Source organism: Actinosynnema sp. NPDC059797 (assembly GCF_042732085.1).
GTDB lineage: Bacteria > Actinomycetota > Actinomycetes > Mycobacteriales > Pseudonocardiaceae > Actinosynnema.
This window is the reverse complement of sequence record NZ_JBHWIE010000001.1, coordinates 138,359-163,691: the sequence shown is the minus strand read 5'-3', so window position 1 is coordinate 163,691 and position 25,333 is coordinate 138,359. Positions and strand designations below refer to the sequence as shown.

General features: G+C 71.1%; 23 protein-coding genes, 2 tRNA genes and 1 pseudogene. 13 read left to right on the top strand and 13 right to left on the bottom strand.

All coding sequences use genetic code 11. The annotated features are described in order from the left end of the window. Positions 1-72: 72 nt before the first annotated feature. The 7 genes and pseudogenes from ACFV4N_RS00830 to ACFV4N_RS00800 all read left to right on the top strand — a co-directional run bounded on the left by ACFV4N_RS00830 (position 73) and on the right by ACFV4N_RS00800 (position 6,592). Entirely contained in the window at positions 73-570 is a 498-nt protein-coding gene (locus ACFV4N_RS00830; protein WP_499670398.1) for a DciA family protein, read from the top strand. A 240-nt stretch (positions 571-810) separates the two neighbouring features. After that, the gene (gyrB, locus tag ACFV4N_RS00825; protein ID WP_499670397.1) at positions 811-2,778 is read left to right on the top strand and encodes a DNA topoisomerase (ATP-hydrolyzing) subunit B; all 1,968 of its coding nucleotides are present in this window, start codon (positions 811-813) and stop codon (positions 2,776-2,778) included. 33 nt (positions 2,779-2,811) lie between these two features. Next, entirely contained in the window at positions 2,812-5,331 is a 2,520-nt protein-coding gene (gyrA, locus tag ACFV4N_RS00820) for a DNA gyrase subunit A (RefSeq protein ID WP_499670396.1), read from the top strand. Positions 5,332-5,359: 28 nt separating this feature from the next. Further along, the gene (locus ACFV4N_RS00815; protein ID WP_499670395.1) at positions 5,360-6,199 is read left to right on the top strand and encodes a DUF3566 domain-containing protein; all 840 of its coding nucleotides are present in this window, start codon (positions 5,360-5,362) and stop codon (positions 6,197-6,199) included. 56 nt (positions 6,200-6,255) lie between these two features. Further along, positions 6,256-6,329, top strand: a tRNA-Ile gene (locus ACFV4N_RS00810). Positions 6,330-6,364: 35 nt separating this feature from the next. Next, a pseudogene (locus ACFV4N_RS00805) lies at positions 6,365-6,478 on the top strand (DLW-39 family protein); the annotation flags it as partial. 41 nt (positions 6,479-6,519) lie between these two features. After that, a tRNA-Ala gene (locus ACFV4N_RS00800) sits at positions 6,520-6,592 on the top strand. Positions 6,593-7,082: 490 nt separating this feature from the next. Here the strand turns inward: ACFV4N_RS00800 and ACFV4N_RS00795 are convergent. Then, positions 7,083-7,511: a DoxX family protein gene (locus ACFV4N_RS00795; RefSeq protein WP_499670394.1), complete on the bottom strand. Its 429-nt coding sequence runs from the start codon at positions 7,509-7,511 to the stop codon at positions 7,083-7,085. 126 nt (positions 7,512-7,637) lie between these two features. On the opposite strand from ACFV4N_RS00795, the gene ACFV4N_RS00790 reads away from it, so the two are divergent. Next, the gene (locus ACFV4N_RS00790) at positions 7,638-8,180 is read left to right on the top strand and encodes a DUF2020 domain-containing protein (RefSeq protein ID WP_499670393.1); all 543 of its coding nucleotides are present in this window, start codon (positions 7,638-7,640) and stop codon (positions 8,178-8,180) included. Positions 8,181-8,231: 51 nt separating this feature from the next. Here ACFV4N_RS00790 and ACFV4N_RS00785 read toward each other — a convergent pair whose 3' ends face one another. Beyond that, positions 8,232-8,828 (bottom strand): hypothetical protein, encoded by a 597-nt coding sequence (locus ACFV4N_RS00785; protein ID WP_499670392.1) that lies wholly within the window; start codon positions 8,826-8,828, stop codon positions 8,232-8,234. A gap of 113 nt (positions 8,829-8,941) precedes the next feature. Between ACFV4N_RS00785 and ACFV4N_RS00780 the strand changes: the two genes are divergently transcribed. Together ACFV4N_RS00780 and ACFV4N_RS00775 are read left to right on the top strand one after the other, a co-directional pair. After that, a complete protein-coding gene (locus ACFV4N_RS00780; protein WP_499670391.1) occupies positions 8,942-9,490 on the top strand; it encodes a peptidylprolyl isomerase in 549 nt (182 codons plus the stop codon). Continuing rightward, positions 9,491-10,378, top strand: a complete 888-nt coding sequence (locus ACFV4N_RS00775; RefSeq protein WP_499670390.1) for a rhomboid family intramembrane serine protease — start codon at positions 9,491-9,493, stop codon at positions 10,376-10,378. 26 nt (positions 10,379-10,404) lie between these two features. Here the strand turns inward: ACFV4N_RS00775 and ACFV4N_RS00770 are convergent, their stop codons facing one another. Continuing rightward, positions 10,405-10,818, bottom strand: a complete 414-nt coding sequence (locus tag ACFV4N_RS00770) for a PH domain-containing protein (RefSeq protein ID WP_499670389.1) — start codon at positions 10,816-10,818, stop codon at positions 10,405-10,407. A 214-nt stretch (positions 10,819-11,032) separates the two neighbouring features. Beyond that, a complete protein-coding gene (crgA, locus tag ACFV4N_RS00765) occupies positions 11,033-11,299 on the bottom strand; it encodes a cell division protein CrgA (RefSeq protein WP_499670388.1) in 267 nt (88 codons plus the stop codon). A gap of 137 nt (positions 11,300-11,436) precedes the next feature. Between crgA and ACFV4N_RS00760 the strand changes: the two genes are divergently transcribed. Beyond that, positions 11,437-13,512, top strand: a complete 2,076-nt coding sequence (locus ACFV4N_RS00760; RefSeq protein ID WP_499670387.1) for a class E sortase — start codon at positions 11,437-11,439, stop codon at positions 13,510-13,512. Next, positions 13,512-13,670, top strand: a complete 159-nt coding sequence (locus ACFV4N_RS00755; RefSeq protein ID WP_344034424.1) for a hypothetical protein — start codon at positions 13,512-13,514, stop codon at positions 13,668-13,670. The genes ACFV4N_RS00760 and ACFV4N_RS00755 overlap by 1 nt, the downstream gene beginning before the upstream one ends. 59 nt (positions 13,671-13,729) lie before the next feature. Here the strand turns inward: ACFV4N_RS00755 and ACFV4N_RS00750 are convergent, their stop codons facing one another. Continuing rightward, positions 13,730-15,076 (bottom strand): FAD-dependent oxidoreductase, encoded by a 1,347-nt coding sequence (locus ACFV4N_RS00750; protein WP_499670386.1) that lies wholly within the window; start codon positions 15,074-15,076, stop codon positions 13,730-13,732. Positions 15,077-15,142: 66 nt separating this feature from the next. Between ACFV4N_RS00750 and ACFV4N_RS00745 the strand changes: the two genes are divergently transcribed. After that, on the top strand, positions 15,143-15,787 hold the full coding sequence (locus ACFV4N_RS00745) for an aminodeoxychorismate/anthranilate synthase component II (RefSeq protein ID WP_499670385.1): 645 nt from the start codon (positions 15,143-15,145) through the stop codon (positions 15,785-15,787). Positions 15,788-15,865: 78 nt separating this feature from the next. Here ACFV4N_RS00745 and ACFV4N_RS00740 read toward each other — a convergent pair whose 3' ends face one another. From ACFV4N_RS00740 to ACFV4N_RS00705, 8 genes are all read right to left on the bottom strand, one after another. Further along, the gene (locus ACFV4N_RS00740; RefSeq protein ID WP_499670384.1) at positions 15,866-16,225 is read right to left on the bottom strand and encodes a peptidase inhibitor family I36 protein; all 360 of its coding nucleotides are present in this window, start codon (positions 16,223-16,225) and stop codon (positions 15,866-15,868) included. 50 nt (positions 16,226-16,275) lie between these two features. Continuing rightward, on the bottom strand, positions 16,276-16,635 hold the full coding sequence (locus ACFV4N_RS00735) for a peptidase inhibitor family I36 protein (protein WP_499670383.1): 360 nt from the start codon (positions 16,633-16,635) through the stop codon (positions 16,276-16,278). Positions 16,636-16,782: 147 nt separating this feature from the next. Beyond that, entirely contained in the window at positions 16,783-18,792 is a 2,010-nt protein-coding gene (gene pknB / locus ACFV4N_RS00730) for a Stk1 family PASTA domain-containing Ser/Thr kinase (protein WP_499670382.1), read from the bottom strand. Positions 18,793-18,912: 120 nt separating this feature from the next. Beyond that, on the bottom strand, positions 18,913-20,364 hold the full coding sequence (locus ACFV4N_RS00725; RefSeq protein WP_499670381.1) for a serine/threonine-protein kinase: 1,452 nt from the start codon (positions 20,362-20,364) through the stop codon (positions 18,913-18,915). Then, positions 20,364-21,833, bottom strand: coding sequence for a peptidoglycan D,D-transpeptidase FtsI family protein (locus ACFV4N_RS00720; RefSeq protein WP_499670380.1), 1,470 nt, complete (start codon positions 21,831-21,833; stop codon positions 20,364-20,366). Before ACFV4N_RS00720 ends, ACFV4N_RS00725 begins: the two co-directional genes overlap by 1 nt. Beyond that, complete coding sequence (locus tag ACFV4N_RS00715) at positions 21,830-23,311, bottom strand: FtsW/RodA/SpoVE family cell cycle protein (RefSeq protein WP_499670379.1); 1,482 nt, start codon at positions 23,309-23,311, stop codon at positions 21,830-21,832. The genes ACFV4N_RS00720 and ACFV4N_RS00715 overlap by 4 nt, the downstream gene beginning before the upstream one ends. 4 nt (positions 23,312-23,315) lie before the next feature. Further along, positions 23,316-24,743 (bottom strand): PP2C family protein-serine/threonine phosphatase, encoded by a 1,428-nt coding sequence (locus tag ACFV4N_RS00710; RefSeq protein WP_499670378.1) that lies wholly within the window; start codon positions 24,741-24,743, stop codon positions 23,316-23,318. Next, complete coding sequence (locus ACFV4N_RS00705) at positions 24,740-25,204, bottom strand: FHA domain-containing protein FhaB/FipA (RefSeq protein ID WP_499670377.1); 465 nt, start codon at positions 25,202-25,204, stop codon at positions 24,740-24,742. The genes ACFV4N_RS00710 and ACFV4N_RS00705 overlap by 4 nt, the downstream gene beginning before the upstream one ends. Between the last annotated feature and the right edge of the window lie 129 nt (positions 25,205-25,333).

Sequence of the window (25,333 nt, the reverse complement as noted above, 5' to 3'; positions counted from 1 at the left end):
CCTGTGGATGGTGTGGATAACTCTGGGGTGGAATCGGACATATCCACAGGCGAGGTCCCTCAAGAGGGTGGCTTGCGGGGGTCCGACCTGGCCCGCGCCGCCCTGGAGGCCGCCCGCGCGTCGGCCAAGGAGCGGGGGGTGCGCGGTGTCCGCAAGGGCACCCGGAACGCCGCCGCCCGCCGTCGCCGCCGCTGGTCGGGCCCCGGCCCGGACGACCGCGACCCGCAGCCGCTGGGCAGGTTGGCGTCCAGGCTCGCCGCCGACCGGGGGTGGGCCGAGCGGCTGGCCGGCGGACAGGTGTTCGGCCGGTGGGCGAAGCTGGTCGGCGAGGACGTCGCCGAGCACGCCCAGCCGGTGGCGTTCCACGACGGCGAGCTGACCGTCCAGGCCGACTCCACGGCGTGGGCCACCCAGTTGCGGCTGCTCCAGCGCGAGCTGCTCAAGCGCATCGCCGCGGGCGTCGGCGACGGCGTGGTCAAGCGGTTGAAGGTGCAGGGCCCGGCGGCACCGAACTGGCGCTTCGGCCCCAGGCACGTGCCCGGCCGCGGGCCACGTGACACCTACGGGTGACCGCCGCCGAGGCCGCAGCGGCGATCCTGTGGCGCGATGAGCGCTCACCAGCCGATTTTCACCCCGCCGGCAGCCGGTCGGTCTCCCGGGCCTCCACTTCGGGCCGTCTGTGAGGAAGCCAGGGGGGTCCTCGACGCGTTTTTGTCGGTCCACCCCGGTAGAATCAAGGGGTAGCGCAAGCACGCGTTCGCCCGGCGACGGTCTCAAGTCGCTTTGAAGTCCTGAGGAGACACCAGGCCCGTGGCAGCCAAGAATGAGTACAGCGCGTCCTCGATCACCGTCCTCGAGGGCTTGGAGGCAGTCCGCAAGCGGCCCGGCATGTACATCGGCTCGACCGGCGAGCGCGGTCTGCACCACCTGATCCAGGAGGTCGTGGACAACTCCGTCGACGAGGCGATGGCCGGCCACGCGACCGTGGTCGACGTGACGCTGCTGGCCGACGGCGGCGTCCGGGTCATCGACGACGGCCGCGGCATCCCGATCGACATGCACCCGGTGGAGAAGCGGCCGACGCTGGAGGTCGTGCTGACCAAGCTGCACGCCGGCGGCAAGTTCGACAGCGACTCCTACGCGGTGTCCGGCGGCCTCCACGGCGTGGGCATCTCGGTGGTGAACGCGCTGTCCACGGCGGTGGACGTCGAGGTCAAGCGCCAGGGTTTCACGTGGAACCAGCGCTTCGAGCGGAGCAAGCCGGCCCACGAGCTGAGCAAGGGCGAGCCGACCTCCGACACCGGCACCTCGATCACGTTCTGGGCGGACCCGGAGATCTTCGAGACCACCGAGTACAACATCGAGACGATCTCCCGCCGCCTCCAGGAGATGGCCTTCCTCAACAAGGGCCTCACGATCATCCTGCGCGACGAGCGGGTGCAGGAGGCCGACGAGGAGGCCGACGCCGAGGGCCACGTGGCCGCCGTGCGCGAGCGCACCTTCCACTACCCGGGCGGCCTGGAGGACTTCGTCCGCCACCTCAACCACACGCGCGAGGCCGTCCACCAGAAGGTCGTCTCGTTCGAGGCGAAGGGCGAGGACCTCGAGGTCGAGGTCGCGATGCAGTGGAACACCGGCTACACGCCGTCGGTCTACACCTTCGCCAACACGATCAACACCCACGAGGGCGGCACCCACGAGGAGGGCTTCCGCGCCGCGCTGACCCGCGTGGTCAACGAGTACGCGCGCGACAAGAAGCTGCTCAAGGAGAAGGACTCCAACCTCACCGGCGACGACATCCGCGAGGGCCTGGCCGCGATCATCTCGGTCAAGCTCAAGGAGCCGCAGTTCGAGGGCCAGACCAAGACCAAGCTGGGCAACAGCGAGGCCAAGTCGTTCGTGCAGAAGTCGACCAACGAGCACCTGGCCGACTGGTTCGAGCGGCACCCCAACGAGGCCAGGACGATCGTCACCAAGGCGGTGTCCTCCGCCCAGGCGCGCATCGCCGCCCGCAAGGCCCGCGAGCTGGTCCGCCGCAAGGGCGCCCTCGACATCGGCGGCCTGCCCGGCAAGCTCAAGGACTGCCGCTCCACCAACCCGGAGGAGTGCGAGCTCTACATCGTGGAGGGCGACTCCGCGGGCGGCTCGGCCAAGGAGGGCCGGGACTCCATGTTCCAGGCGATCCTGCCGATCCGCGGCAAGATCATCAACGTGGAGAAGGCGCGCATCGACCGCGTGCTGAAGAACAACGAGGTCCAGTCGCTGATCACCGCGATGGGCACCGGCATCCACGAGGACTTCGACCTGTCGAAGCTGCGCTACCACAAGATCGTGCTGATGGCCGACGCCGACGTCGACGGCCAGCACATCCGCACCCTGCTGCTCACCCTGCTGTTCCGCTTCATGCGCCCGCTGATCGAGCACGGCCACGTCTACCTGGCGCAGCCGCCGCTCTACAAGATCAAGTGGCAGCGCGCCGAGCCGGAGTACGCCTACTCCGACCGCGAGCGCGACGGCCTGATCGAGCAGGGCCTCGCCGCGGGCAAGAAGATCGGCAAGGACGACAACATCCAGCGCTACAAGGGCCTCGGCGAGATGAACGCCGAGGAGCTGTGGGAGACGACCATGGACCCGGCCAACCGGGTGCTGCTCCAGGTCACGATGGACGACGCCGCGGCGGCCGACGAGCTGTTCAGCGTGCTGATGGGCGAGGACGTCGAAGCCCGCCGGTCGTTCATCACCCGCAACGCCAAGGGCGTGCGGTTCCTCGACGTCTGACCCACCTCCCCGGCTTTCTGAAGGAAGTGCACTGTGAGCGAGACGACGCTGCCCCCTGCCGGTGAGGACCGGACCGAGCCGCGCGACATCCAGCAGGAGATGCAGAACTCGTACATCGATTACGCGATGAGCGTGATCGTCGGCCGAGCCCTGCCCGACGTGCGCGACGGCCTCAAGCCGGTGCACGTGCGCGTGCTGTACTCGATGTTCGACTCGGGCTTCCGCCCGGACCGCAGCTACAACAAGTGCGCCCGCGTCGTCGGCGACGTGATGGGCAACTACCACCCGCACGGCGACTCGGCGATCTACGACGCGCTGGTCCGCCTGGCCCAGCCGTGGGCCCTGCGCTACCCGCTGATCGACGGCCAGGGCAACTTCGGCTCCCAGGGCAACGACCCGGCGGCCGCCATGAGGTACACCGAGTGCCGCCTCACGCCGTTGGCCATGCAGATGCTGGCCGACATCGAGGAAGACACCGTCGACTTCCGCGACAACTACGACGGTCGCATCCAGGAGCCGACGGTCCTGCCGTCACGCGTGCCGAACCTGCTGATCAACGGCAGCTCCGGCATCGCGGTCGGCATGGCGACCAACATCCCGCCGCACAACCTGCGCGAGGTCGCGGACGGCGTGGTGTGGGCGCTGGACAACCCCGACGCCTCCGACGAGGAGACGCTGGAGGCGCTGATCCAGCGGGTCAAGGGCCCCGACTTCCCGACCTACGGCCTGATCCTGGGCACCGCGGGCATCGAGGACGCCTACCGCACCGGTCGCGGCTCGGTGAAGATGCGCGCGGTCGTCGACGTGGACGAGGACGCCAAGGGGCGCACCATCCTGGTCGTCTCCGAGCTGCCCTACCAGGTCAACCCGGACAACCTGGTGGAGAGCATCGCCACGCTCGTCCGCGACGGCAAGCTGACCGGCATCGCCAACATCGCCGACGAGTCGAACCGCCGCGCCGGCATGCGCATCGTGATCACGCTCAAGCGCGACGCGGTGGCCAAGGTGGTGCTGAACAACCTCTACAAGCACACCCAGCTCCAGTACTCGTTCGGCGTGAACATGCTGTCCCTGGTCGACGGCGTGCCGCGCACGCTGCGGCTGGACCAGATGATCCGCCACTACGTGAAGCACCAGATCGAGGTCATCGTCCGGCGCACGCGGTTCCGGCTGCGCAAGGCCGAGGAGCGGGCCCACGTGCTGCGCGGCCTGGTCAAGGCGCTCGACCAGCTCGACGCGGTGATCGCCCTGATCCGCCGGTCGCCCACGCCCGAGGCGGCGCGCACCGGCCTGATGGAGCTGCTGGACGTCGACGAGATCCAGGCCAACGCGATCCTGGAGATGCAGCTCCGCCGCCTGGCGGCCCTGGAGCGGCAGAAGATCATCGACCAGCTGGCCGAGATCGAGGTCGAGATCGCGGACCTCAAGGACATCCTCGAGAAGCCGGAGCGGCAGCGCGCGATCGTGCGCGAAGAGCTGCTGGCGATCGTCGAGAAGCACGGTGACGACCGGCGCACCAAGATCGTGCCGTTCGACGGCGACGTGTCGCTGGAGGACCTGATCGCGGTCGAGGACGTCGTCGTGACGATCACTCGCACGGGTTACGCGAAGCGCACGAAGACCGACCTGTACCGCTCGCAGAAGCGCGGCGGCAAGGGCGTGCAGGGCGCGCAGCTCAAGCAGGACGACATCGTGCAGCACTTCTTCGTGTGCTCCACGCACGACTGGATCCTGTTCTTCACGAACAAGGGCCGGGTGTACCGGGCCAAGGCGTACGAGCTGCCCGAGGCCAACCGCAACGCGCGCGGCCAGCACGTGGCCAACCTCCTGGCGTTCCAGCCGGAGGAGGAGATCGCCCAGGTCATCCAGATCAAGAACTACCAGGTGGCGCCCTACCTGGTGCTGGCGACCAAGAAGGGCCTGGTCAAGAAGTCGAAGCTGTCGGACTTCGACTCGAACCGGTCCGGCGGCCTGATCGGCATCAACCTGCGCGACGACGACGAGCTGGTGGGCGCGGTGCTGTGCTCGGCCGACGACGACCTCCAGCTCATCTCGGCGGACGGCCAGTCGATCCGGTTCCACGCGAGCGACGAGGCGCTGCGGCCGATGGGCCGGGCCACCTCGGGCGTGCTGGGCATGCGCTTCAACACCGGTGACGAGCTGCTTTCGGTGGGCGTCGTCCAAGAGGGTCGGTTTGTTTTGGTGGCCACTGACGGTGGGTACGCCAAGCGCACGCCGATCGAGGACTACCCCGTTCAAGGTCGCGGTGGCAAGGGTGTGCTCACCATCCAGCACGACCGCAGGCGTGGGAGGCTTGTCGGCGCGCTCATCGTCGACGTCGACGACGAGCTGTACGCGATCACCTCTTCGGGTGGGGTCATCAGGACCAGCGCGAAGGAGGTGCGCAAGGCGGGCCGGCAGACGAAGGGCGTGCGGTTGATGAACCTCGGCGAAGGGACCACCCTGATCGCGGTGGCGCGCAACGCCGACGAGCCCACCGACGTCACCACTGGTGACGGCGGTTCGGTCGACCAGGCCGACCCCGCCAACTAGCGCGCGAACGAGAGGTTGAGGACTGCTCGTGACTCCACCCGAGAAGCAAGAGGACAAGACAGCGGTGATCACCCGTCCGGATGACGGGGCGACACCGGCGGACGTCGCCGAGCAGCCGGCGGCCGACGCCTCGGGGGCGTCCGAGCAGCCCACCCCGGCCGGGGACACCAAGGACAAGGCCGGGGACAAGGCGGGGGAGAAGGACGACCACCACACGGCCGCGCCGCCCCCCTGGCAGCGGGTGACCAGCGAGAACCAGTACGGCGAGGCCCAGCAGGTGGGGCCCGCCGACCTGGTGGCCGGTGCGGACGACCAGCCGACGGTGTCGGTGCGGTTGCCGGGGAACCCCGGTTCGCCGCCCGCGTACCCGGACACGGACCCGGACACGGTGTCCGTGGCCCGGCCGGTGGCGCCCGGCGCGTCCGCGCCGCGCACGCAGGTGAACCTGGGCGCGGCCGGCAGCAGGCCGCAGGCGTCGGCGTCGTCGGCGCGCCGCCCCGGCCGCGGGCCCCGGCGGGCGAGCCTCCAGGTGAAGCGGGTCGACCCGTGGTCGGTGCTGAAGCTCGCGCTGGTGCTGAGCGTGGCGCTGTTCTTCGTGTGGCTGGTGGCGGTCGGCGTGCTGTACGGCGTGCTGAACGGCATGGGCGTGTGGGACAAGATCAACAACACCGCCAACGACCTGCTCCAGGGCAACGAGCCCAGCGGTGACCCGTTGATCAGCGCCGGCCGCGTGTTCGGCGTGGCGGCGATCGTGGGCGCGGTGAACATCGTGCTGCTCACGGCCCTGGCGACGGTCGGCTCGTTCGTCTACAACGTGTCCGCCGACCTGGCCGGCGGCCTGGAGGTCACGCTGTCCGAGCGGGAGTGACCACCCGTTTTGGAGCCGCGATGGGGAGTGGGGTAAGGTTCTCGTCGTTGCTCCAAGGGCCTATAGCTCAGACGGTTAGAGCGCTTCGCTGATAACGAAGAGGTCGGAGGTTCGAGTCCTCCTAGGCCCACCGGAAGTGTCACAGGCATGCAGAGGGGAATCGCCGTGAAGAAGATCATCGCGCTCGTTGCGGTTGCCGGTGCGGTCTTGTTCTTCGTCAAGCGGACCCGCTCGGCCAAGGCCGACGCGGACCTGTGGCGCGAGGCCACCGCTCCCACCGTCTGACCCGCGAGGGCGGTCGATCTGCCGCCCCTCGTGAGGGGGACGTAGCTCAATTGGCAGAGCACCGCCTTTGCAAGGCGGGGGTTAGGGGTTCGATTCCCCTCGTCTCCACTCGACGACAGGCGAGGTGTGTTCGCGGAGAGCGCGAACCGCCTCGCCTGGTCGCATTTTGCGGGGGTGCGACCCCCGCACCCCGCCCGGCGGGGCTTCGCCCCCCGGACCCCCGATGCGGTGCTCGCGTTCCGTGCGACCGGTTCGCCCTATGCGGTGCTCGCGTTGGGTGCGGTCGGGTCTGCCCGGTGCGGTGCTCGTGGTGCGCGTGGTCGGGTTGGGATCCCTGGTATCGGTGGCCGCGCCGGCTCGGTGCGTGCGGGTGGCCCAGTGGTGGTGCGGCCGTGTGGGCCCGAGCCGAGTGGGCATTTCGGACACGGGACTTCGGGCGCTTCAGCCGGGTGATGGGGATCACGGGGGTTCTTCGTGTTTTACTGGGGGTGACCCCGTCATCCGTCCCACGTCTTGGACGCTCGGGACGTGGCGGTGACAGGGGTGAGGGCCCGCACCCAATGCCGCTGGGTGCGGGCCCTCGTCATGTGCCTCTGCCTTATGCGTTCGCGCCCACGAGCGGTGCCCGTTCCTGCTTGCGCGCGGCGATCACGTTGTCGACGGCCCAAGAGCCGGGACCGGTGAACGCCAGCAGCAGGAACACCCACGAGTACACCGCGGCCAGCTCGCCCTTGTTCTGGATGGGCAGGAGCCCGGCGGGCTGGTGAACCACGAAGTACGCGTAGGCCATCGCGCCCGAAGAGATCAGCGCGGCGACCCTGGTGCCGAGGCCGATGACGATCAACGCGCCACCGACGAACTCGATCAGACCGGCCGGGCCGGACGGCCAGTCGGTGATCGACACGGCACCCTTGGACCCCAGCACGCCGAACAGCTTCTGCGCTCCGTGGCACATGAACAACACGCCGACGACGATCCGGAAGACGGCGATGGCGTGGTCGCGACCGCGGTCAAGAAGAACGTTCATGCGAACTCAGTCCTTCACAGCAGGGGCGGCCGGCAGGGTATTAACACGCTAACCAACATGACGTTGCGTGCCTAGGTAGTCACCCTGTCGATTCCATGAGGGCCCATCTGGTTGACTTGCGCCCCTATGAACCGACTGCTGCTCACCGCACTGCCGTCCCTGCTGCTCCTCGGCGCGGTCACCGCCTGCGGCACGGACGAGCCCGTCGCCACCTCGACGACCACGAGCACCGCCACCACCACGGTGAACGCACCCGCCGGGCCGCCGCCCGCGCCGGAGCCGACCGTCGACGGCCAGTGCCCCTACCTGGGTACCTCGTTCGTGCAGGAGGCGAACGGGCAGCTCGTGCGGAAGGTTCGGTTGTCCGCCGACCAGCCCGACCCGGCGTGCTTCTTCTACGCGAACGCGACCGAGGTGCAGCTGTCCGTCTGGGTGTTCGACGGCGACCCGGAGACGGCGGAGGCCGTGGTCGACCGGGCCGCGCCGGTCGCCGACTCCAACCCGGCGACGGAACCCGCCGGCTGGGAGGGCGGGTCGCTCACGACCGACGGCGGCGCGGTCTACGCGGTGGCCAAGGGCGGCAGCGCCGTGGTGGTGACCAGCAACCAGAAGCAGACGATCAAGGCTCGCGAGGTCGTCAAGCAGGTCGTGGCCAACCTCGGCCTCTGAGCACGGCTTCGCGCCCGCCTGACGGGCAGGCGGGCGCGAGAACCCGGTCGGTCAGCTGCGGCTGTGGTCGGAGACCTGGCCGTTGCGGGCCGCGTGCGGCTGCACGGGCTCGGCGGGGGTGGTCCTGGTGGTGTCGGTCGTGGGCTCCACGACCTCCTCCTCCAGGTGCACCTCCTGCGGGCGCTTGGTCAGGGCGAGGTAGCCCGCCACCGCGGCGGCGGCGAGCACGCCCAGCACCCACGGCCAGCGACGCGGCCGGGGCGCGTTGGCCGCGGCCAGCTCCTTGCGCGCCTGCTTGGCGGCCTTGCGCACGTCCTTCGCGCGCACCTTGGCCTCCTTGCGGGCCCGCTCGGCGGCCTTGGCCAGGTCCTTGCGGACCACCTTCGCGCGCTTGGCGAGCTGCTTGCGGCTCCGGCGGGTCGACTTCTCGACCTCCTCGGCCTTCTCCACCAGCGCGCCCGCCTTGTCGGCGACGACAACGCGGACGTAGTCCCTGGTCACACCGCGCTCGGCGAGGGCGCCCTCGGCTCGTTCCGCGAGCTGGGCAGCGGCGCCCGCACCGGCGTGACCTGCGCGGACCGCACCGCGGCGGACCGCGCGCACCGCTTTGCCGACCGACTCCCCGGCTCGCTCCCCTGCCCGGGTCATGGCGTCCACCTCATCCATATCGCGCTCCAGAAGCTGTCGGTCAGTTCCCGTCGAGGCAATACCCATCCTGCCCCTTCCCCAACCACCTCGCCCGGTGATGGCACGATGGGTGCGTGGCTGACAGCAACGAATCGTTCGTCGGGACCAAGGTGACGGCGACCCTGCACACGTCGCAGGGAGACATCCGCATCAACCTGTTCCCCGACCACGCACCCAAGACGGTGGCCAACTTCGTCGGTCTGGCGGAGGGCACCAGGAACTACACCGAGCCGAACGCCAAGGGCGAGGCGTCGGGCCCGTTCTACGACGGTGCGATCTTCCACCGGGTGATCTCCGGCTTCATGCTCCAGGGCGGCGACCCGACCGGCACCGGCCGCGGCGGCCCCGGCTACAAGTTCGCCGACGAGTTCCACCCGGAGCTCCAGTTCAACAAGCCGTACCTGCTGGCCATGGCCAACGCCGGCCCCAACTCCAACGGCTCCCAGTTCTTCATCACGGTCGCGCCGACCACGTGGCTGAACTTCAAGCACACGATCTTCGGCGAGGTGGCCGACCAGGAGTCCCGCAACGTCGTGGACGCGATCGGCAGCACCCCGACCGGCGCCGGCGACCGCCCGGTGACCGACGTGGTGATCCAGAAGGTCTCGATCGAGCGAGGCTGAGTGGCCGACTCGCCGATCACCCCGCCGCCCGGTGACCCGATCGGGGTACCGCCCGGACCTCAGGTCTGCGCGCGCCACCCCGACCGGGCCACCGGCCTGCGGTGCACCCGCTGCGACCGGCCGGCGTGCCCGGAGTGCCTGCGCGAGGCGTCCGTCGGCTACCAGTGCGTCGACTGCGTGAACGAGGGCAGCCGCACCGTGCGCGCGCCGCGCACGTTCGCCGGCGCCGAGGTCACCGGCCGCAAGCTCGTCGTCACCCCGGTGCTGATCGCGGTCAACGTGCTGATGTACCTGCTCACGGCGTGGCAGGCGGGCAGCCTGGCGGCCAACAGCGGCGCGCGGCTGTTCGGCGACCTGGTGATGTGGACGCCGGGCGTCGCCGTCTACGACGAGTGGTGGCGGCTGGTGACGTCCGGGTTCCTGCACTACGGGCCCGCGCACCTCGGCCCGAACATGATCGCGCTGTACGTGCTCGGGCGTGACCTGGAACCCGCGTTCGGCAGGCTGCGGTACACCGCCGTGTACCTGGTGTCCCTGCTCGGCGGCGGCGTCGCGGTCTACCTGTTCGGGGCGATCAACACGCTCGTGGCGGGCGCCTCGGGCGCGGTGTACGGCCTGATGGGCGCGATGCTGGTGGCCGTCCTGCGGCTCCGGCTCAACGCCGGGCCCGCCCTCGGCGTGATCGGCCTGAACGTCGTCCTCAGCTTCACCCTCCCGGGTATTTCCCTGCTGGGGCACCTCGGCGGCCTGGTCGTGGGCGCGGCGGTGGCCGCGGGCCTGGTCTACGCGCCCCGGCAGAACCGGAACACCTACCAGCTCGTCGCGGTGGCGGGCGCGGTCCTGCTGCTGGTCGTCCTCACCGCCGTGCGCACCGGGCAGCTCCTCTGACCGGGACCGGCGGGCGAACCGCCCGGCTAGGGCCGCAGCGCGTGCAGGACGTCCGCGACGTCACGCGGGTCGGCGCCCAGGTCCACCCAGGTCAGCACGAACAGCCGCTCGTCCTCGCCGCGCTCCCAGTCCAGCTCCAGCGCCACGCTCTCCCGCCCCAACCGGCGGGTGTGCTCCAGCCGCACCTTGACCTCGTGCCACGGCAGCAGCCGGGCGCCGGCGAGCGTGCGCACCGTCAGCCCGGCGTCGTCCGCGGTCAGCCGGGGCCGCACGTGCGCGCCGTGCGCACCCAGCCCGACCAGCAACAACGTGGCCAGGCCCAGCAGCAGCCGGGTGGTCGCCTCCGAGCTGAGGACCGTGACCAGCAGCGATGCCGCGGCCAAGCCCCAGGCGAGGCCGACCAGGCCGGGTCGGGGCGACCAGGAACGGGGTTGGTTCACGCTGTCGGGCCTCCCGCGCTTGTGGACAACTGGAGCCCCGGACCGGCGCTTGTGCATTTTGTCGCAAAGTTGTCCACAGGAGTTGTCCCCATTGGGGATGACTTACAACGCTGTGCTTCGGTGACCGCGAGGTGAACGCGGTGAACGACCGGGTAACGCGGAACGGCCCGGACGTGGTGAACGTCCGGGCCGTCGGCCACGTGGCGTAGCGCGGTCAGCGCCACTTCATGGTCATCAGCAGGCCCACGATCATCAGGGCGAAGCCGATGGCGAAGTTCCAGGGACCGAGGTCCATCATGACGGGCACCTGCTCGCCCGCGATGTAGTTGACCACCAGCCACGCGAGCCCCAACAGCATCATGCCGAGCATCACGGCTACGTAGACGGGGTGCGACGGCCCCGCGGCCTTGACCTTCACCGGGGTGCGGCGATCGGCAGGCGCCGTGTAGGCGGCCTTCTTGCGGACCTTGGACTTGGGCATGACGTCCTCGCCTGACGGGTGGGTAGGTCTTCAGCGGGGTGAGTTCACGCCCACTGCTGGATGAACACGTTAACGTAACCAAGCAGGCTGCTAAAGCGCTGTGTAGTCCTGGAACGTTCGGCTTGGGAGGTCACCCGGTGAGCTACGACCCGCCTCCGCCGCAAGGCGGCCCGTCGGGCCGGCCGCCACGACCCGGACCGCAGCCGCCGCAGGCACCGGGCGAACAGGTCCCGCCGGGCGCCCGGCCGCCCACCCCGCCGGGCGGTTTCGACCGCCCGCGACCCGCGCCGCGCCACCTCGACCGCCCGCCCACGCCGCCGGGCGGCGTGCCCCGTCCGGCCACGCCACCAGCGGGTTTCCCCCCTCCCGGCGGTGTCGAGCGCCCCGGCGGTCCACCTCGGCCGGCCGGCGCGCCCCCCTTCCGCGGCGAGGCCGTCGACCGCTTCGGCGAGCCGGCGGGAGGCGTCGCGGGCGGCCGCCCGGCGACCCCGCCCGGCGGCTTCGACCGGCCCGGCCCGGCGGGCGGCGCGCCCGAGCGCCCGGCGACCCCACCCCGGGGATTCGGCCGACCGGGTGATCTTGTCACCGGTGAGCCGGGACCCGGCGCGGGGAGGCCCTTCGACGCGGACCCGCCGCCCGGTCGACGCGCGCCCCGGGAGGACGCCGACCCCTCGCACCGAGGTGCGTTCGAGGACCCGACCCCCGGTCGACGGGCGTTCGAGGACCAGCCCGGCCGACGCGCCTTCGAGGACCCGGCCGCCGGCCGGCGCGCCTTCGAGGACGCCGAACCCGGCGGCAGGCGTCGCGCCCCGGAGGCGCCGGAGCCCACCGGCCGCCGCCGCGCGCCCGAAGACCCGGAACCCGTCGGTCGCCGCCGCGCGCCCGAGCCCCCTCACGCCCCTGTGAGCACCCCTCAGGTCCCCGCGGGCGCCCGGGCCGAGCACAACCCCCGGACGGACCTCGGTGCCCGCCTGGGCGGCTCACCGCCCGGCGGCAGGCGTCCCCGCCCCGCGCCGGACCCCGACGCCACCCGGTACACCGCCCCGGTCCAGCCGAACGCGGACACCACCTACACCAACGCCTTCTCGGGCAGCCTCCAACCGGCGCCCGGCGCCCACCCCCGGGCGCCGCACCCGCAGCCGCCCGCGCCACCGGCGCACCACGCCCCGGCGCCTCACCCGCAGGCGCCTCACCCGCAGGCACCCCACCCGCAGGCACTCCGCCCCGGCGCGCCCCGCCCACCGCACCGCCCCCGTCCCGCGGACCCGCCCACGGAGGTCATCCCGGCCGTCGAGGACGACCTCCACGACCACGACGACCGCTACGAGGACGACGAGTACTACGACGAGGACGACGCCTACGAGCACGAGGGCCGGGACCGGGACGACGACGAGCACGAGGACGACCGCCCCGCCCTCCTCCCGGACACCCCGGGCCGCAAGGCCGTCCGCGCCTTCGGCGAGACGCTGATCACCCTGGGCCTGGTCATCCTCCTGTTCGTCGTCTACGAGGTCTACGTCACCGACCTCATCTCGGCGGGCAAGCAGGACGACGCCACCCAGGCCCTCGACGATCAGTGGGGCGCCAACACCGTCGAGGCGCCCGACCAGCAGCGCCAGGCCAAGTACGACCTGCTCGACGGCCAGGCGTTCGCCAAGATGTACATCCCGGCCTTCGGCCCGGACTACCGGTTCTCGATCGTCGAGGGCACCACGGACAAGGACCTGGAGATCGGTCCCGGCCACTACAAGAACACCGCGCTGCCGGGTGAGCCGGGCAACTTCTCCGTGGCCGGCCACCGCGTCGGCAAGGGCGCGCCGTTCAACGACCTGGACCTGCTCGGCTCGTGCGACGCCATCGTGGTCGAGACGCAGATCCAGTGGTTCGTCTACCGGGTGCTGCCGATGTCCGACGAACTGGGCGGCTGGGCGGAGAAGCAGGCCAACCCGAAGTGCCAGAAGGTCTCGCCGCTGGGCGCGCCCTACGACAGGACCTTCGGCCAGGAGATCGTGCTGCCCACCCAGGGCGAGGTGATCGCCCCGGTGCCCTACTTCGAGGGCGAGCTCGCCGCGGCGCAGCAGGCGTCGCTGATGACGCTGACGACCTGCCACCCGCGCTTCTCGGACAAGCAGCGGCTGATCGTGCACGCGGTGCTCACCGACAGCTACCCCAAGGCGCCCGACTTCGTGCCCGACGCGATGAAGGAGAGTTGATGTACGGCTGGATCTGGCGCCACCTGCCCGGCCCCCTGCCGGTGCGGGTCCTGGAGGCGCTGGTGCTCGTGTCCGGCGTGGTGGCGCTGCTGATGTTCGTCGTGTTCCCGTGGGCCGAGCCGAAGCTGCCGTTCAACAACGTCACGACGCCGCAGTGACGGGACGGGCCCCGGTGACCGGTCCGCGGTGACCGGCCACCGGGGCCCGCCCGGCGCGCTCAGCCCCGGCAGATGCCGGTCATCTCGTCGCGGCCCACGACCTTGACCCGCTGCCGGCCCCGCTCCGCGCCGAGCGCCACCTCGTGCGCGTCGAGCCGGAGCCAGCCCTCGTTCGTGGTGAACGGCACGGCCCGCTGCTCCAGGAACCGCACCACGGCCTCGGGCGCGGGCGCCGGCGCGGCCGGCAGCAGCGGCGCGTCGGCGAGCAGGCTGGTCACCGTCTCCAGCGCGTCGCCCTTGGTGTGCCCGATCAGCCCGATCGGCCCGCGCTTGACCCACCCGGTGACGTAGACGCCGGTCATCGGCTGCTCGTCCAGGTCGAGCACGCGGCCCGCCTGGTGCGGCACGGTGCCGGACGAGTGGTCGAACGGCAGGTCGGCCAGGTGCTCGGACAGGTAGCCCACCGCCCGGTACACGGCCTGCACGGGCCAGTCGGTGTGCTCGCCGGTGCCGCGCACCCCGCCGGAGCCGTCCAGCTCCATGCGCTCGGTGCGCAGCCCGGTCACCGAGCCGTCGGCGCCGAGCACCTCGACCGGCGCCTGGAGGAAGTGCAGGTGCAGCCGCCGGGGCCGGGAGCCGACGTCCCGGATCGCCCACTCCTGGAGCGTCCTGACCACCATCTCGACCTGCTTGTTGGACCGGATCAGCTCCACGCTCGCGGCGTCGAAGTCGATGCCCTCGGGGTGCACGACCACCTCGACGTTGGGCGAGTGGTCGAGTTCGCGCAGCTCCAGCGGGGTGAACTTGGCCTGCGCCGGGCCGCGCCTGCCGAACACGTGCACGTCGGTGACCGGGCTCGCCGCCAGGCCCTGGTGCACGTTGTCCGGGATCTCGGTGGTCAGCAGCTCGTCGGCGGTCTTGGCCAGGACGCGGGCCACGTCGAGCGCGACGTTGCCGACGCCGAGCACAGCCACCTCGCGGGCCCGCAGCGGCCAGGTGCGCGGCACGTCGGGGTGCCCGTCGTACCAGGAGACGAAGTCGGCCGCGCCGTACGAGCCGTCCAGGTCGATGCCGGGCACGTCCAGCGGCCGGTCCTTGTCGGCGCCGGTGGCGAAGACCACCGCGTCGTAGAACTGCCGCAGCTCGTCCAGCTTCACGTCGACGCCGTACTCGACGTTGCCGAAGAACCGCACCTCCGGCCGGTCCAGGACGCGCTGGAGCGCGGTGACGATGCCCTTGATGCGCGGGTGGTCCGGCGCGACGCCGTACCTGATCAGGCCGTACGGCGCGGGCAGCCGGTCGAGCAGGTCGACGCTGACCTCCACGTCGGACTTGAGCAGGGTGTCGGCGGCGTAGATGCCGGCGGGACCGGCGCCGACGACGGCGACGCGCAGAGAACGACTCATGCGTTCAAGATTAGGTTAGGCTAATCTCACTTAGCTGGAGAGGTTCGTCACGGCTACGCTGGCGGCATGCGCGTGCTCGTGGTCGACAACTACGACAGCTTCGTCTACAACCTCGTCCAGTACCTGGCCCAGCTCGGCGTCGAGTGCGTGGTCCGGCGCAACGACGTGGTCGAGCTGGACGAGGTCGACGACGTCGGCGGCGTCCTCGTCAGCCCCGGCCCCAGCACGCCCGAGAAGGCGGGCCGGAGCATGGACGTCATCCGCCACTGCGCGGACCGCGGCGTCCCGGTGCTCGGCGTGTGCCTCGGCCACCAGGCCATCGGCGCGGTGTGGGGCGGCACGGTCGACCTCGCCCCCGAGCTGCTGCACGGCAAGACCAGCGTCGTGCACCACCAGGGCGCGGGCGTGCTGGAGGGCGTGCCCAGCCCGTTCACCGCCACCCGCTACCACTCGCTGACCGTGCTGCCGGACACCATCCCGGCCGAGTTCGAGGTCACCGGCCTCACCGAGACCGGCGTGGTGATGGCGATGCGCCACCGCGAGCTGCCGGTGGAGGGCGTCCAGTTCCACCCCGAGTCCGTGCTCACCGAGGGCGGCCACCGGATGCTCGCCAACTGGCTCAGGACCTGCGGCCACGAGGTGCCCGAGACGACCGTCGCGCAGCTGGAGAACGGGATGCGGCAGCTCGCCGCGGCCGCCGGCCGGGTCTGAGGACCGGGCACGGCACGAGGAGGGGATCCCCGAGCGGCGAGCTGCGGGAACCCCCTCCTCGACCGGCTCAGCCGCGGGTCACAGCCCGCCGACGGCCCGGAAGGTGAACGGCACGATCTCGAAGCTGTTGGTCGCGATGACCATGTTCTGCCCGGTGCAGTCCGAGTGCTGCCACACCCGCTGCACCGTGTAGCTGTTGTTCACGATCGACCGGGCGTCGACCGAGATGCGCCAGCAGCTGCCGGACGACACGGGGTAGGAGAAGCGGTACTCCCCGTTGAACTCCGGGTACTGGTAGACGCAGACCTGCCCGCCGGGGCAGAGCGCCTGCGCGCCGACGCCCCCCGGTCCGGCCGCGTTCGCGACCGGGCCTCCCGCGAACAACGCCGCTCCCGCCGCCAAGGTGAGCGAAAAAATCGCAGCGAATTTCTTGAGCACCTTTCCCCCAACTGATCGATTAATGCTCGGTGCCGGGTCTGCCGGTGGGCTTAATAGCCGCCTCGGCCGCGGAAGGTGAACGGCACGATCTCGAAGCTGTTGGTTGCGATGACCATGTTCTGCCCGGTGCAGTTCGAGTGCTGCCACACCCGCTGCACCGTGTAGGTGTTGTTCACGATCGACCGGGCGTCGAAGCTGACCGGCCAGCAGTAACCCGAGCCGACGGCGTACCCGCTCGAGCTCATGCCGCCGAACTCCGTGGTCTGGTAAGAGCACACCTGGTCAGCGGGGCACAGCGCCTGCGCGCCGACCGGGCCCGGTTCCGCGGCGTTGGCCGCGGCTCCGTTCCCGAACAGCATCGCCCCCATTGTCGCGGCAGCCGAAAAAACCACAGCGATCTTCTTGCGCACTATTCCCCCAACCGGTGGTCCGTCTATCTCCGGGCTCGCCGCCGAACTCAACGTATTGAATCGGTGACCGAAGTGGATACCGCCGATCGGTTCAACGCGAAGGGCCCGTCCCGCCGGCGGGACGGGCCCTTCGCGAAAGGGCGTGGCTCACCTCGTCGTCGTAGGTCCGCCCCCGACGCTGAACTCCGCCTTCGTCACGTTGATCCGCGTGTTCTTGTTCGTCGGCGTGTTCGGCTGGATCTCCTGCTGGATGATCTTGTCCCGCTGCGAGATGTCCGTGGTCGGCTCCTCGGACACCACCAGCTCGCCGCCGGTCCACCCCGCCTGGTTGAGCTTGCTGCGGGCCTGGTTCTCGCTCATCCCGCGCAGGTCCGGCATGAGGAACAGGTTGTTCTTCGACACGCTCAGCGTGACCAGCGTGCCCTTCTCGGCCCGGCCCGGGTCCGGGTTCTGGGCGACGACCCGGCCCTGCTCCTCGGCGCTGTCGACGTCCTTGGTCTGGACCTTGAAGCCGTTGCCCTCGAGCGTGGCGCGGGCGTTGGCCACGGTCTGCCCGGTCACGTCCGGCAGCTGCACGGTGTCCGGCGCCCGGCCGATGGTCACGGTGATGGTGCTGCCCTTGGCCGCCGTGGTGCCCGCCTCCGGCGCCTGCGCGACCACCTTGCCGACCTGCGCCGGGTCCTCGACCTCGATGGTCTCGGTGGCCTGCTCGAAGCCCCACTTGTCGGCTTCCAGCTTCTTCTGCGCGTCCTGCGGGGTCAGGCCCTTCACGGTCGGGACCTCGATCTGCTCGGCGCTCTTGCCCACCAGGATGGTGATCTTGGCGCCCTTCTCCACCCCGGTGCCCACGGGCGGGTCGGTCGCCACGACCTTGCCGATGTCGGCCTCGGTGCACGCGGGCTCGGTGCCCGGCTGGCACGGCGTCTGCTCGACCGTCGAGTCCAGGCCCGCTTCCTGGAGCGCGCTGTGCGCCGCCGACTGGGTCATGCCCAGCACGGCGGGCACGTCGACCCTCTGCGGCGCGGTGTTGCCCGGGTCCTCGTCGTCGCCGCCGAGCCAGGTCGTGGTGATCCAGACGGCGAGCGCCAGCACGGCGACGCACAGCAGGACCACCAGGCCGATCATGAGCATCCTCTTGCGCCGGGCGCGCTGCTCCTCCTCCTCGTCGGTGAGCGCGTCGTACTCGGCGGCCTCCTGGCGCGACGGCTGCGACCGGTGCCGACCGCCGCCGCCGGACGCGACCTCGGTGCGCGGCGACTGGTTCATCACCGCCGTGCGGTGGTCCTCGGCCGTCATCACGGCGGGCGCGGACGGGCGCTGCCCGGACAGCACGCGCACCAGGTCCGCGCGCAGCTCGGCCGCCGACTGGTACCGGTTGGCCGGGCCCTTGGCCATCGCCTTGAGCACGATCGCGTCGAGCTGCGGCGTCACCTTCGGGTTGAGCGACGACGGCGGCTTCGGGTCCTCCCGCACGTGCTGGTACGCCACGGCCACCGGCGAGTCCCCGGTGAACGGCGGCTCGCCGGTCAGCAGCTCGAACAGCACGCACCCCGACGCGTACACGTCGGAGCGGCCGTCCACGGCCTCGCCGCGCGCCTGCTCCGGCGACAGGTACTGCGCCGTGCCGATCACCGCGGCGGTCTGGGTCACGGCGGCCTGGCCGTCGTGCACCGCGCGCGCGATGCCGAAGTCCATCACCTTCACCGCGCCCGAGCGGGTGATCATCACGTTCGCGGGCTTGACGTCCCGGTGCACGATGCCGTGCCGGTGGCTGAAGTCCAGCGCCGCCGAGACGTCGGCCATGACCTCCATGGCCCGCTTGCCCGTCAGCGGGCCCTGCGTCTTGACGATGTCGCGCAGCGTGCGGCCGTCGACGAACTCCATGACGATGTAGGGCAGCGGACCGTACTCGGTCTGGGTCTCGCCGGTGTCGTAGACCGCGACGATCGCGGGGTGGTTCAGCGCCGCGGAGTTCTGGGCCTCCCGCCGGAAGCGCTCCTGGAACTGGGCGTCGCGGGCGAGGTCGGCGCGCAGCACCTTGATGGCCACGTCGCGGCCGAGCCGGACGTCCCGGCCCTTGTGCACCTCCGACATACCGCCGTAGCCGAGCGTCTCACCCAGTTCGTAGCGGTTGGAGAGCAGTCGCGGAGTGCTCATCAGTGCTTCGTCCCGCTCCTCGTCAACGGTCTCACCATCAAGCCTTCAAGCCTTGCCTTCGTGCCGCTCGTTCCGTTCGCGCCCCGGGACGCCGCCAGTGCCGTCCGCGCCGCTCCGCGTTCATGTCGGCACGCACGTCACGGTGACCCGTGCGCCGACCGCGACCTCACCGGTCGGCGCCACGTCCGACACCAGGCACCGGTCCTGGTCCCGCGGCACACCCCCGTCGGCGGAGTGCACCTCGGTCTCCAGGCCGTAGCCGGAGAGCCGTTCGGCGACTTCGTCCACCGGCAGGTCGACGTAGTCCGACTTCGTGATCGTCACCTTCGGGGTGCCGGGGAGCCGATCGGTGGAGTCGTCGAGCCGGCGGGCGGTCGTGGTGCTCTGGTTCGCTCCGCCGGGCACCTCTTCGTCGCGCAACGCCCAGCGCAGGAGGACCACGCCGAGCACCAGCAGCGCGACCACCAGCACAGCGACCATAACCCACAGCACGGCGCGGTTGCGCCCCGGTGGGCCCGCTCCGGGCGGCAACGGACCGAAAGCGCCCGTGTGCGGACTGTTCACCGCTGGTGGGACCGGTTGCATGCCCGGACGGGAGCCCGGGTGGGTCACCGGGACGCCCGGGTGGGCGTGCTGACCCCGGGGCGGGCTCATCGGCTGGGGCACCTGCGACGGCACCTGCTGGGGCAGCGGACCGCCGCCGACGGCCATCGCCAGGCCGGACGGCGCGGGCAGGGGCTGACCGGCCCGGACCGCGCCCACGGCGGCGGCGAACTCGCCGCCGTTGCGGTAGCGCTGCCGGGGGTCCTTCACCAGGGTCGCCTCGATCAGCGCCCGCGGGCCCGGCGGCACGTCCGGCGGCAGCGGCGGCGCGATGTCCCGGATGTGCATCATCGCCACCGTCACCGCGTTCTCCGACAGGAACGGCCGGTGCCCGGTCAGGCACTCGTAACCGCACACGGCCAGCGCGTACACGTCGGAGGCGGGTTCGGCGGCGTGGCCCAGCGCCTGCTCGGGCGCGATGTAGTGGGCGGTGCCCATGACCATGCCGTTGTTGGTCACCGGCGCCGCGTCGGCGGCCTTCGCGATGCCGAAGTCGGTGATCTTCACCTTGCCCTCGGGCGTGACCAGGATGTTGCCCGGCTTCACGTCCCGGTGCACCAGGCCCCGCTCGTGCGCGGCCTGGAGCGCGTTGCCCGCCTGCTCCAGCACGTCCAGCGTGCGGTCCGCGCCCAGCCTGCCCCGGGCGATGATGGCGGCCAGCGGCTCACCCTCCACCAGCTCCATCACCAGGTAGGCGGTGTCCTCCGGCCCGTCCGGGATCGACGCGGTCTCGCCGTAGTCGTGCACGGCGGCGATGCCGGGGTGGTTCAGCGACGCGGTCGTGCGCGCCTCGATGCGGAACCGCTCCAGGAACTGCGAGTCGCCGCTCAGCTCCGCCTTCAGCACCTTCACCGCGACCCGGCGGTCGAGCCGGGTGTCGTCGCCCTCCCAGACCTCGCCCATGCCGCCGACCGCGATCCGCCTGGTCAGGCGGTACCGCTCGGCGAGCAACTGGCCGGAGGACAGCATCAGCGTCCCCCGAGGTAGGCGCCGATGACCGCGCGGCCGATCGGCGCGGCCACCCGGCCACCGGTGGCGAGCTGGCCCGCCTGGCCGCCGTTCTCCACGATCACCGCGATCGCGATCTCCGGCTCCTCGGCGGGCGCGAACGCCACGTACCAGGCGTGCGGCTTGGTGGTCCGGACGTCCACGCCGTGCTCGGCGGTGCCCGTCTTGGACGCGATGGTCACGCCGCTGAGCTTGCCGCCGCCCGCGGTGTTCTTCTCCGACTCGATCATCATGTCGCGCAGCTCACGGGCGTCGTCGGCGTCCATGGCCTCGTCGACCTCGTCCGGGTCGGTCTCGCTGATCGTCTGGAGGTTGGGCGCCAGGACCTTGCTCACCAGGTGCGGCTGCATGCGCACGCCGCCGTTGGCAATGGTCGCCGTCATGATCGCGTTGGCCAGCGGCGTCACCCGGACGTCCTTCTGGCCGATGCCCGTCTGGTACAGCGACGGCTTGTCCGAGATCGGGCCCAGCGTGGACGGCACCACCGACAGCGGGATGGTCAGGTCCTGCTCGCCGATGCCGAACTTGGCCGCCTGCTCGCGCAGCGCGTCCGCGCCCAGCTCGTTGGCCAGCACCGCGAACGCCGTGTTGCACGACTTGGCCAGCGCCTCCTGGAGGCTGGCCGTGGTGCCGTTGCCGCAGATCGTGTCGTTGAAGTTCGGCAGCTGGGTGTTCGTGCCCGGGAGCGTGATCGTCGGCCTGCCGTCGACCTCGCTGTTCCTGTCCTTGCCGTCGGCCAGCGCCGCGGCGGCCACCACCAGCTTGAACGTCGAACCGGGCGGGTAGATCTGGTGCACCGAGCGGTTCAGCATCGGCTCGGACTCGTCCTGCGTCAGCTCCAGCCAGGCCGTCTCCTGCGCGTCGCCGTCGTGGGTGGCGAGCCGGTTCGGGTCGTAGGACGGGGTGCTGGCCATGGCCAGGACCTCGCCGGTCTGCGGCCGGATCGCCACCACCGAGCCGGTCAGGCCCTGGCTCGCGAGCTGGTCGTACGCCACCTGCTGGAGCTTGGCGTCGATGGTCAGCTGGATGCTGCCGCCCTTGGGGTCGCGGCCGGTGATCAGGTCGGACACCCGGCGCGCGAACAGCCGGTCGTCCGAGCCGCTGAGCAGGTCGTCCTCGGCGCGCTCCAGGCCGCCGGTGCCGTAGATGAACGAGAAGTACCCGGTGACCGGCGCGTACACCGCGCCGTTGGCGTAGGTCCGCAGGTACTCCAGCCGGTCGTCGGTCTTCTGCACCGCAGCCAGCGGGGTGCCGTCGGAGGCGATGATCTGACCGCGCTCGCGCGAGTACTGGTCCAGCACCACCCGCTGGTTCAGCGGGTTCTTGCGGTAGTCGTCGGCCTTGATCACCTGCACGTACGTGGCGTTGCCCAGGAGCAGCAGGATCATCGCCATCATGGCGACGCCGACCCGTCGGAGCGGTGTGTTCATCGGGGACGCTCCACCATCACAGTGAACTGGTCGGCGATGGCGGGTTGCTGCGGCCGCGGCTTCGGGCCGGACTTCGGGCCGCGCGCCGCGTTGGAGATGCGCAGCAGCAGCGCCACCAGGATGTAGTTGGCCAGCAGCGACGAACCGCCCTTGGACAGGAACGGCGCGGTGATGCCGGTCATCGGGATCAGCTTGGTCACGCCGCCGACGACGATGAAGATCTGGAACGCCACCGCGAACGCCAGGCCGCCGCCGAGCAGCTTGCCGAACGTGTCGCGCACGGCGAGCGCGTTGCGCAGGCCGCGCAGCGCGAACACGGTGTAGAGCAGCAGCACCGCGGACAGGCCGACGAAGCCCAGCTCCTCGCCGATGACGGCGGTGATGAAGTCGGTGTTGGCCTCGGGGATCTCGTCCGGCCGCCCGCCGCCCAGGCCCGCGCCGAACAGGCCGCCGGTGCCCATGCCGAACAGCGACTGGAGGATCTGGTGGCCCGCGCCGTACGGGTCGACGAACGGGTCCAGCCAGTTCTGCACGCGGACCTGCACGTGGTAGAAGATCCGCCAGGCCAGGACGGCGGCGCCGGAGAACAGCACCACGCCCAGCACCACCCACGCGGCGCGCTCGGTCGCCACGTACAGCAGCACCAGCACGATGCCGAAGAACAGCAGCGACGAGCCCAGGTCCTTCTGGAGCACCATGATGCTGACCACGACGGCCCACGCGGCGAGCAGCGGGCCCAGGTCGCGGGCGCGCGGCAGGTCCAGGCCGATCACCCGGCGGCCGGCGATGGTGAACAGGTCGCGCTTGGAGACCAGGAACGCGGCGAAGAACACCATCAGCAGGATCTTGGCGAACTCGCCGGGCTGGATGGAGAACGCGCCGAAGCTCAGCCAGATCTTCGCGCCGTTGATCTCGGGCGCGATGAAGCTCGGCAGCACGCCGGGCAGCAGCAGCGCCACCAGGCCGAGGAAGCCGAACGTGTAGCCGTAGCGGGCCAGCGTGCGGTGGTCGGACAGCACCTTGAGCACCGTGCAGAACAGCACGACCGCGATGGCCGTCCAGAGCACCTGCTTCGACGCCGCCGGGTCCCACGTCTGCCCGCCGGGCAGCTTCACGTCCGCCATGGCCAGGTCGATCCGGTGGATCATGACCAGGCCCAGGCCGTTGAGCAGCGCGACGCACGGCAGGATCACCGGGTCCGCGTACGGCGCCCACCGGCGCACGGCGAGGTGGGCGACGGTCAGCAGGCCCAGGTAGGCCAGGCCCAACCACACGATGCGCATGGTCAGCTCCTGCTCCTGGTTCGCCTCGACCAGGATCAGGGCCGCCGTGACGATCGTGGCGGCGAACGCGAGCATGAAGATCTCGGTGCCCCGCTTCGTGGGCGGCCTCAACCCGGGCGACGTGCTGTTCGCCGCCGTGCTGCCCGTGCTCGCCGCGAGCGGTGCGCCCTCCGTGCCGGGGACCGGCGAACCCATGCGACTACTGACCCTTCCGGCAATCCGTGCCCGGCCTCGGCGCGGGCGTGGTGAGGGGCGTTCCCTCCGGGGTGGTGGACGTGGGCGGCGCCGCCTGGGACGCCGACTGGTCCGGGTTGGTGGTGGTGGTCGTGGTGGGCGCCGTGGTGGTCCCGGCGGGCGGGGTGGCCCCGGTGGTCGCGGTGCTCTCCTGCGGGCACAGCTGGAGCGTCTGCTCGGTCCGCAGCTGGCGGATCGCCTCGCGCGCGTCCTCCAGGCCGTCCACGTCGGTGATGCCGTTGCGCACCACGTCGCGGGCGGAGACCTTCAGGTCGTCGACGGTGATCGGCTCGCACGCCTGCGCGCCCGGCGAGCACGAGCCCTCCACCAGCCGGTGCAGGTCGAACCCGAGGACGCTCCCGGTGACGCCCTGGAACACCGAGATCTCGTTGTTGTCGCCGACGCCGACGTAGTACTGGCGCAGCACGTACCAGCGGGTGGCCAGGCCCGCGGCGGCCAGCATGAGCAGCAGGAACACCACGAGGGCCAGCGCCTTGAGCTTCGCGCCGCGCGACCGGCGGGGGCTCGGCGGCGCGGCCGGCGGCGGGTCCACCCGCTGCGGCACGGGCCGGGGCCCGGTGATGGAACTCGCCCGCGAGGCGGGCGAGTCGGGTGGTAGCGGGTCCTCGCTGCCGTCGCCGGCCGCGCCGCCCACTATCGGCGCGTTCTCGCCGAAGTCCACGTCGACCACGTCGGCGACGACGACCGTCACGTTGTCGGGTCCACCGCCCTTGAGGGCCAGCTCGATCATCCGGTCCGCGCACGCCTGCGGGTCCGGGATGCGGATGGCCTCCTCCAGCGTCTCCATGCTGACCACGCCGGACAGGCCGTCCGAGCACAGCAGGTAGCGGTCGCCCGGCCGGGCCTCCCGCACCATCAGCCTGGGCTCCACCTCGTGGCCGGTCAGCGCGCGCAGCAGCAGCGACCGCTGCGGGTGCGTGGCCGCCTCCTCCTCGGTGATGCGGCCCTCGTCGATCAGCGACTGGACGAACGTGTCGTCGTGCGTGATCTGCGTGAACACCCCGTTGCGCAGCATGTACGCGCGGGAGTCGCCGATGTGCACCATGCCCAGCCGCGTGCCCGCGAACAGCACGGCGGTGAGCGTGGTGCCCATGCCGTCCAGGTCGGGGTCGCTCTGCACGAGCTCGGAGATCGCGCCGTTGCCCGCGATCACCGCGTCGCGGAGCTGGCCGAGCAGGTCGTCGCCGGGCTCGTCGTCGTCGAGCGGGGCCAGGGCGGCGATGACCACCTTGCTGGCGACCTCGCCGGCGGCGTGGCCGCCCATGCCGTCGGCGAGCGCGAGCAGGCGGGGACCCGCGTACACGGAGTCCTGGTTGTTCGAGCGCACCAGGCCCCGGTCGCTGCGGGCCGCGTATCGAAGGACGAGGGTCATGAGCGCAGCTCGATCACCGTTTTGCCGATCCGGATCGGGGAGCCGAGCGGGACCCGCGTCGGGGCCGTGACTTTCGCCCGGTCGAGGTAGGTGCCGTTCGTGGACCCCAGGTCTTCCACGAACCAGTCGGTGCCGCGCAGGGACAGCCGCGCGTGCCTGGTCGACGCGAAGTCGTCGTCCAGCACCAGCGTGGAGTCGTCGGCGCGGCCGATCAGGATCGGCCTGCCGTCCAGGGAGATCCGGGTGCCCGCCAGCGCGCCGTGCGTGACGACGAGTTGCCGGGCGACCTTCGCGCCCTTGGCGCTCTTCTTCTCGCCGCCCCGGCCGAACTTCGGCGTCGGGACGCGCAGCCCCGACGCCGCGTACAGGTCGGAGCGGACCACTCGAAGCGCAGCCAACACGAACAACCAGAGCAGGATGAGGAAACCTGCTCTGGTCAGCTGCATCACCAGCTCTGGCACCGGTTGTAACCGCTCCTGACTTGAGTGCCTTGAGTGCCGTCACGCCACGTCGGAACCCGAGACGTGCTCGGATCGACCCGTCGGCCCCCGGGTGATCATCCCGGGTCGGTCGGACCCGGGCTGAACGCC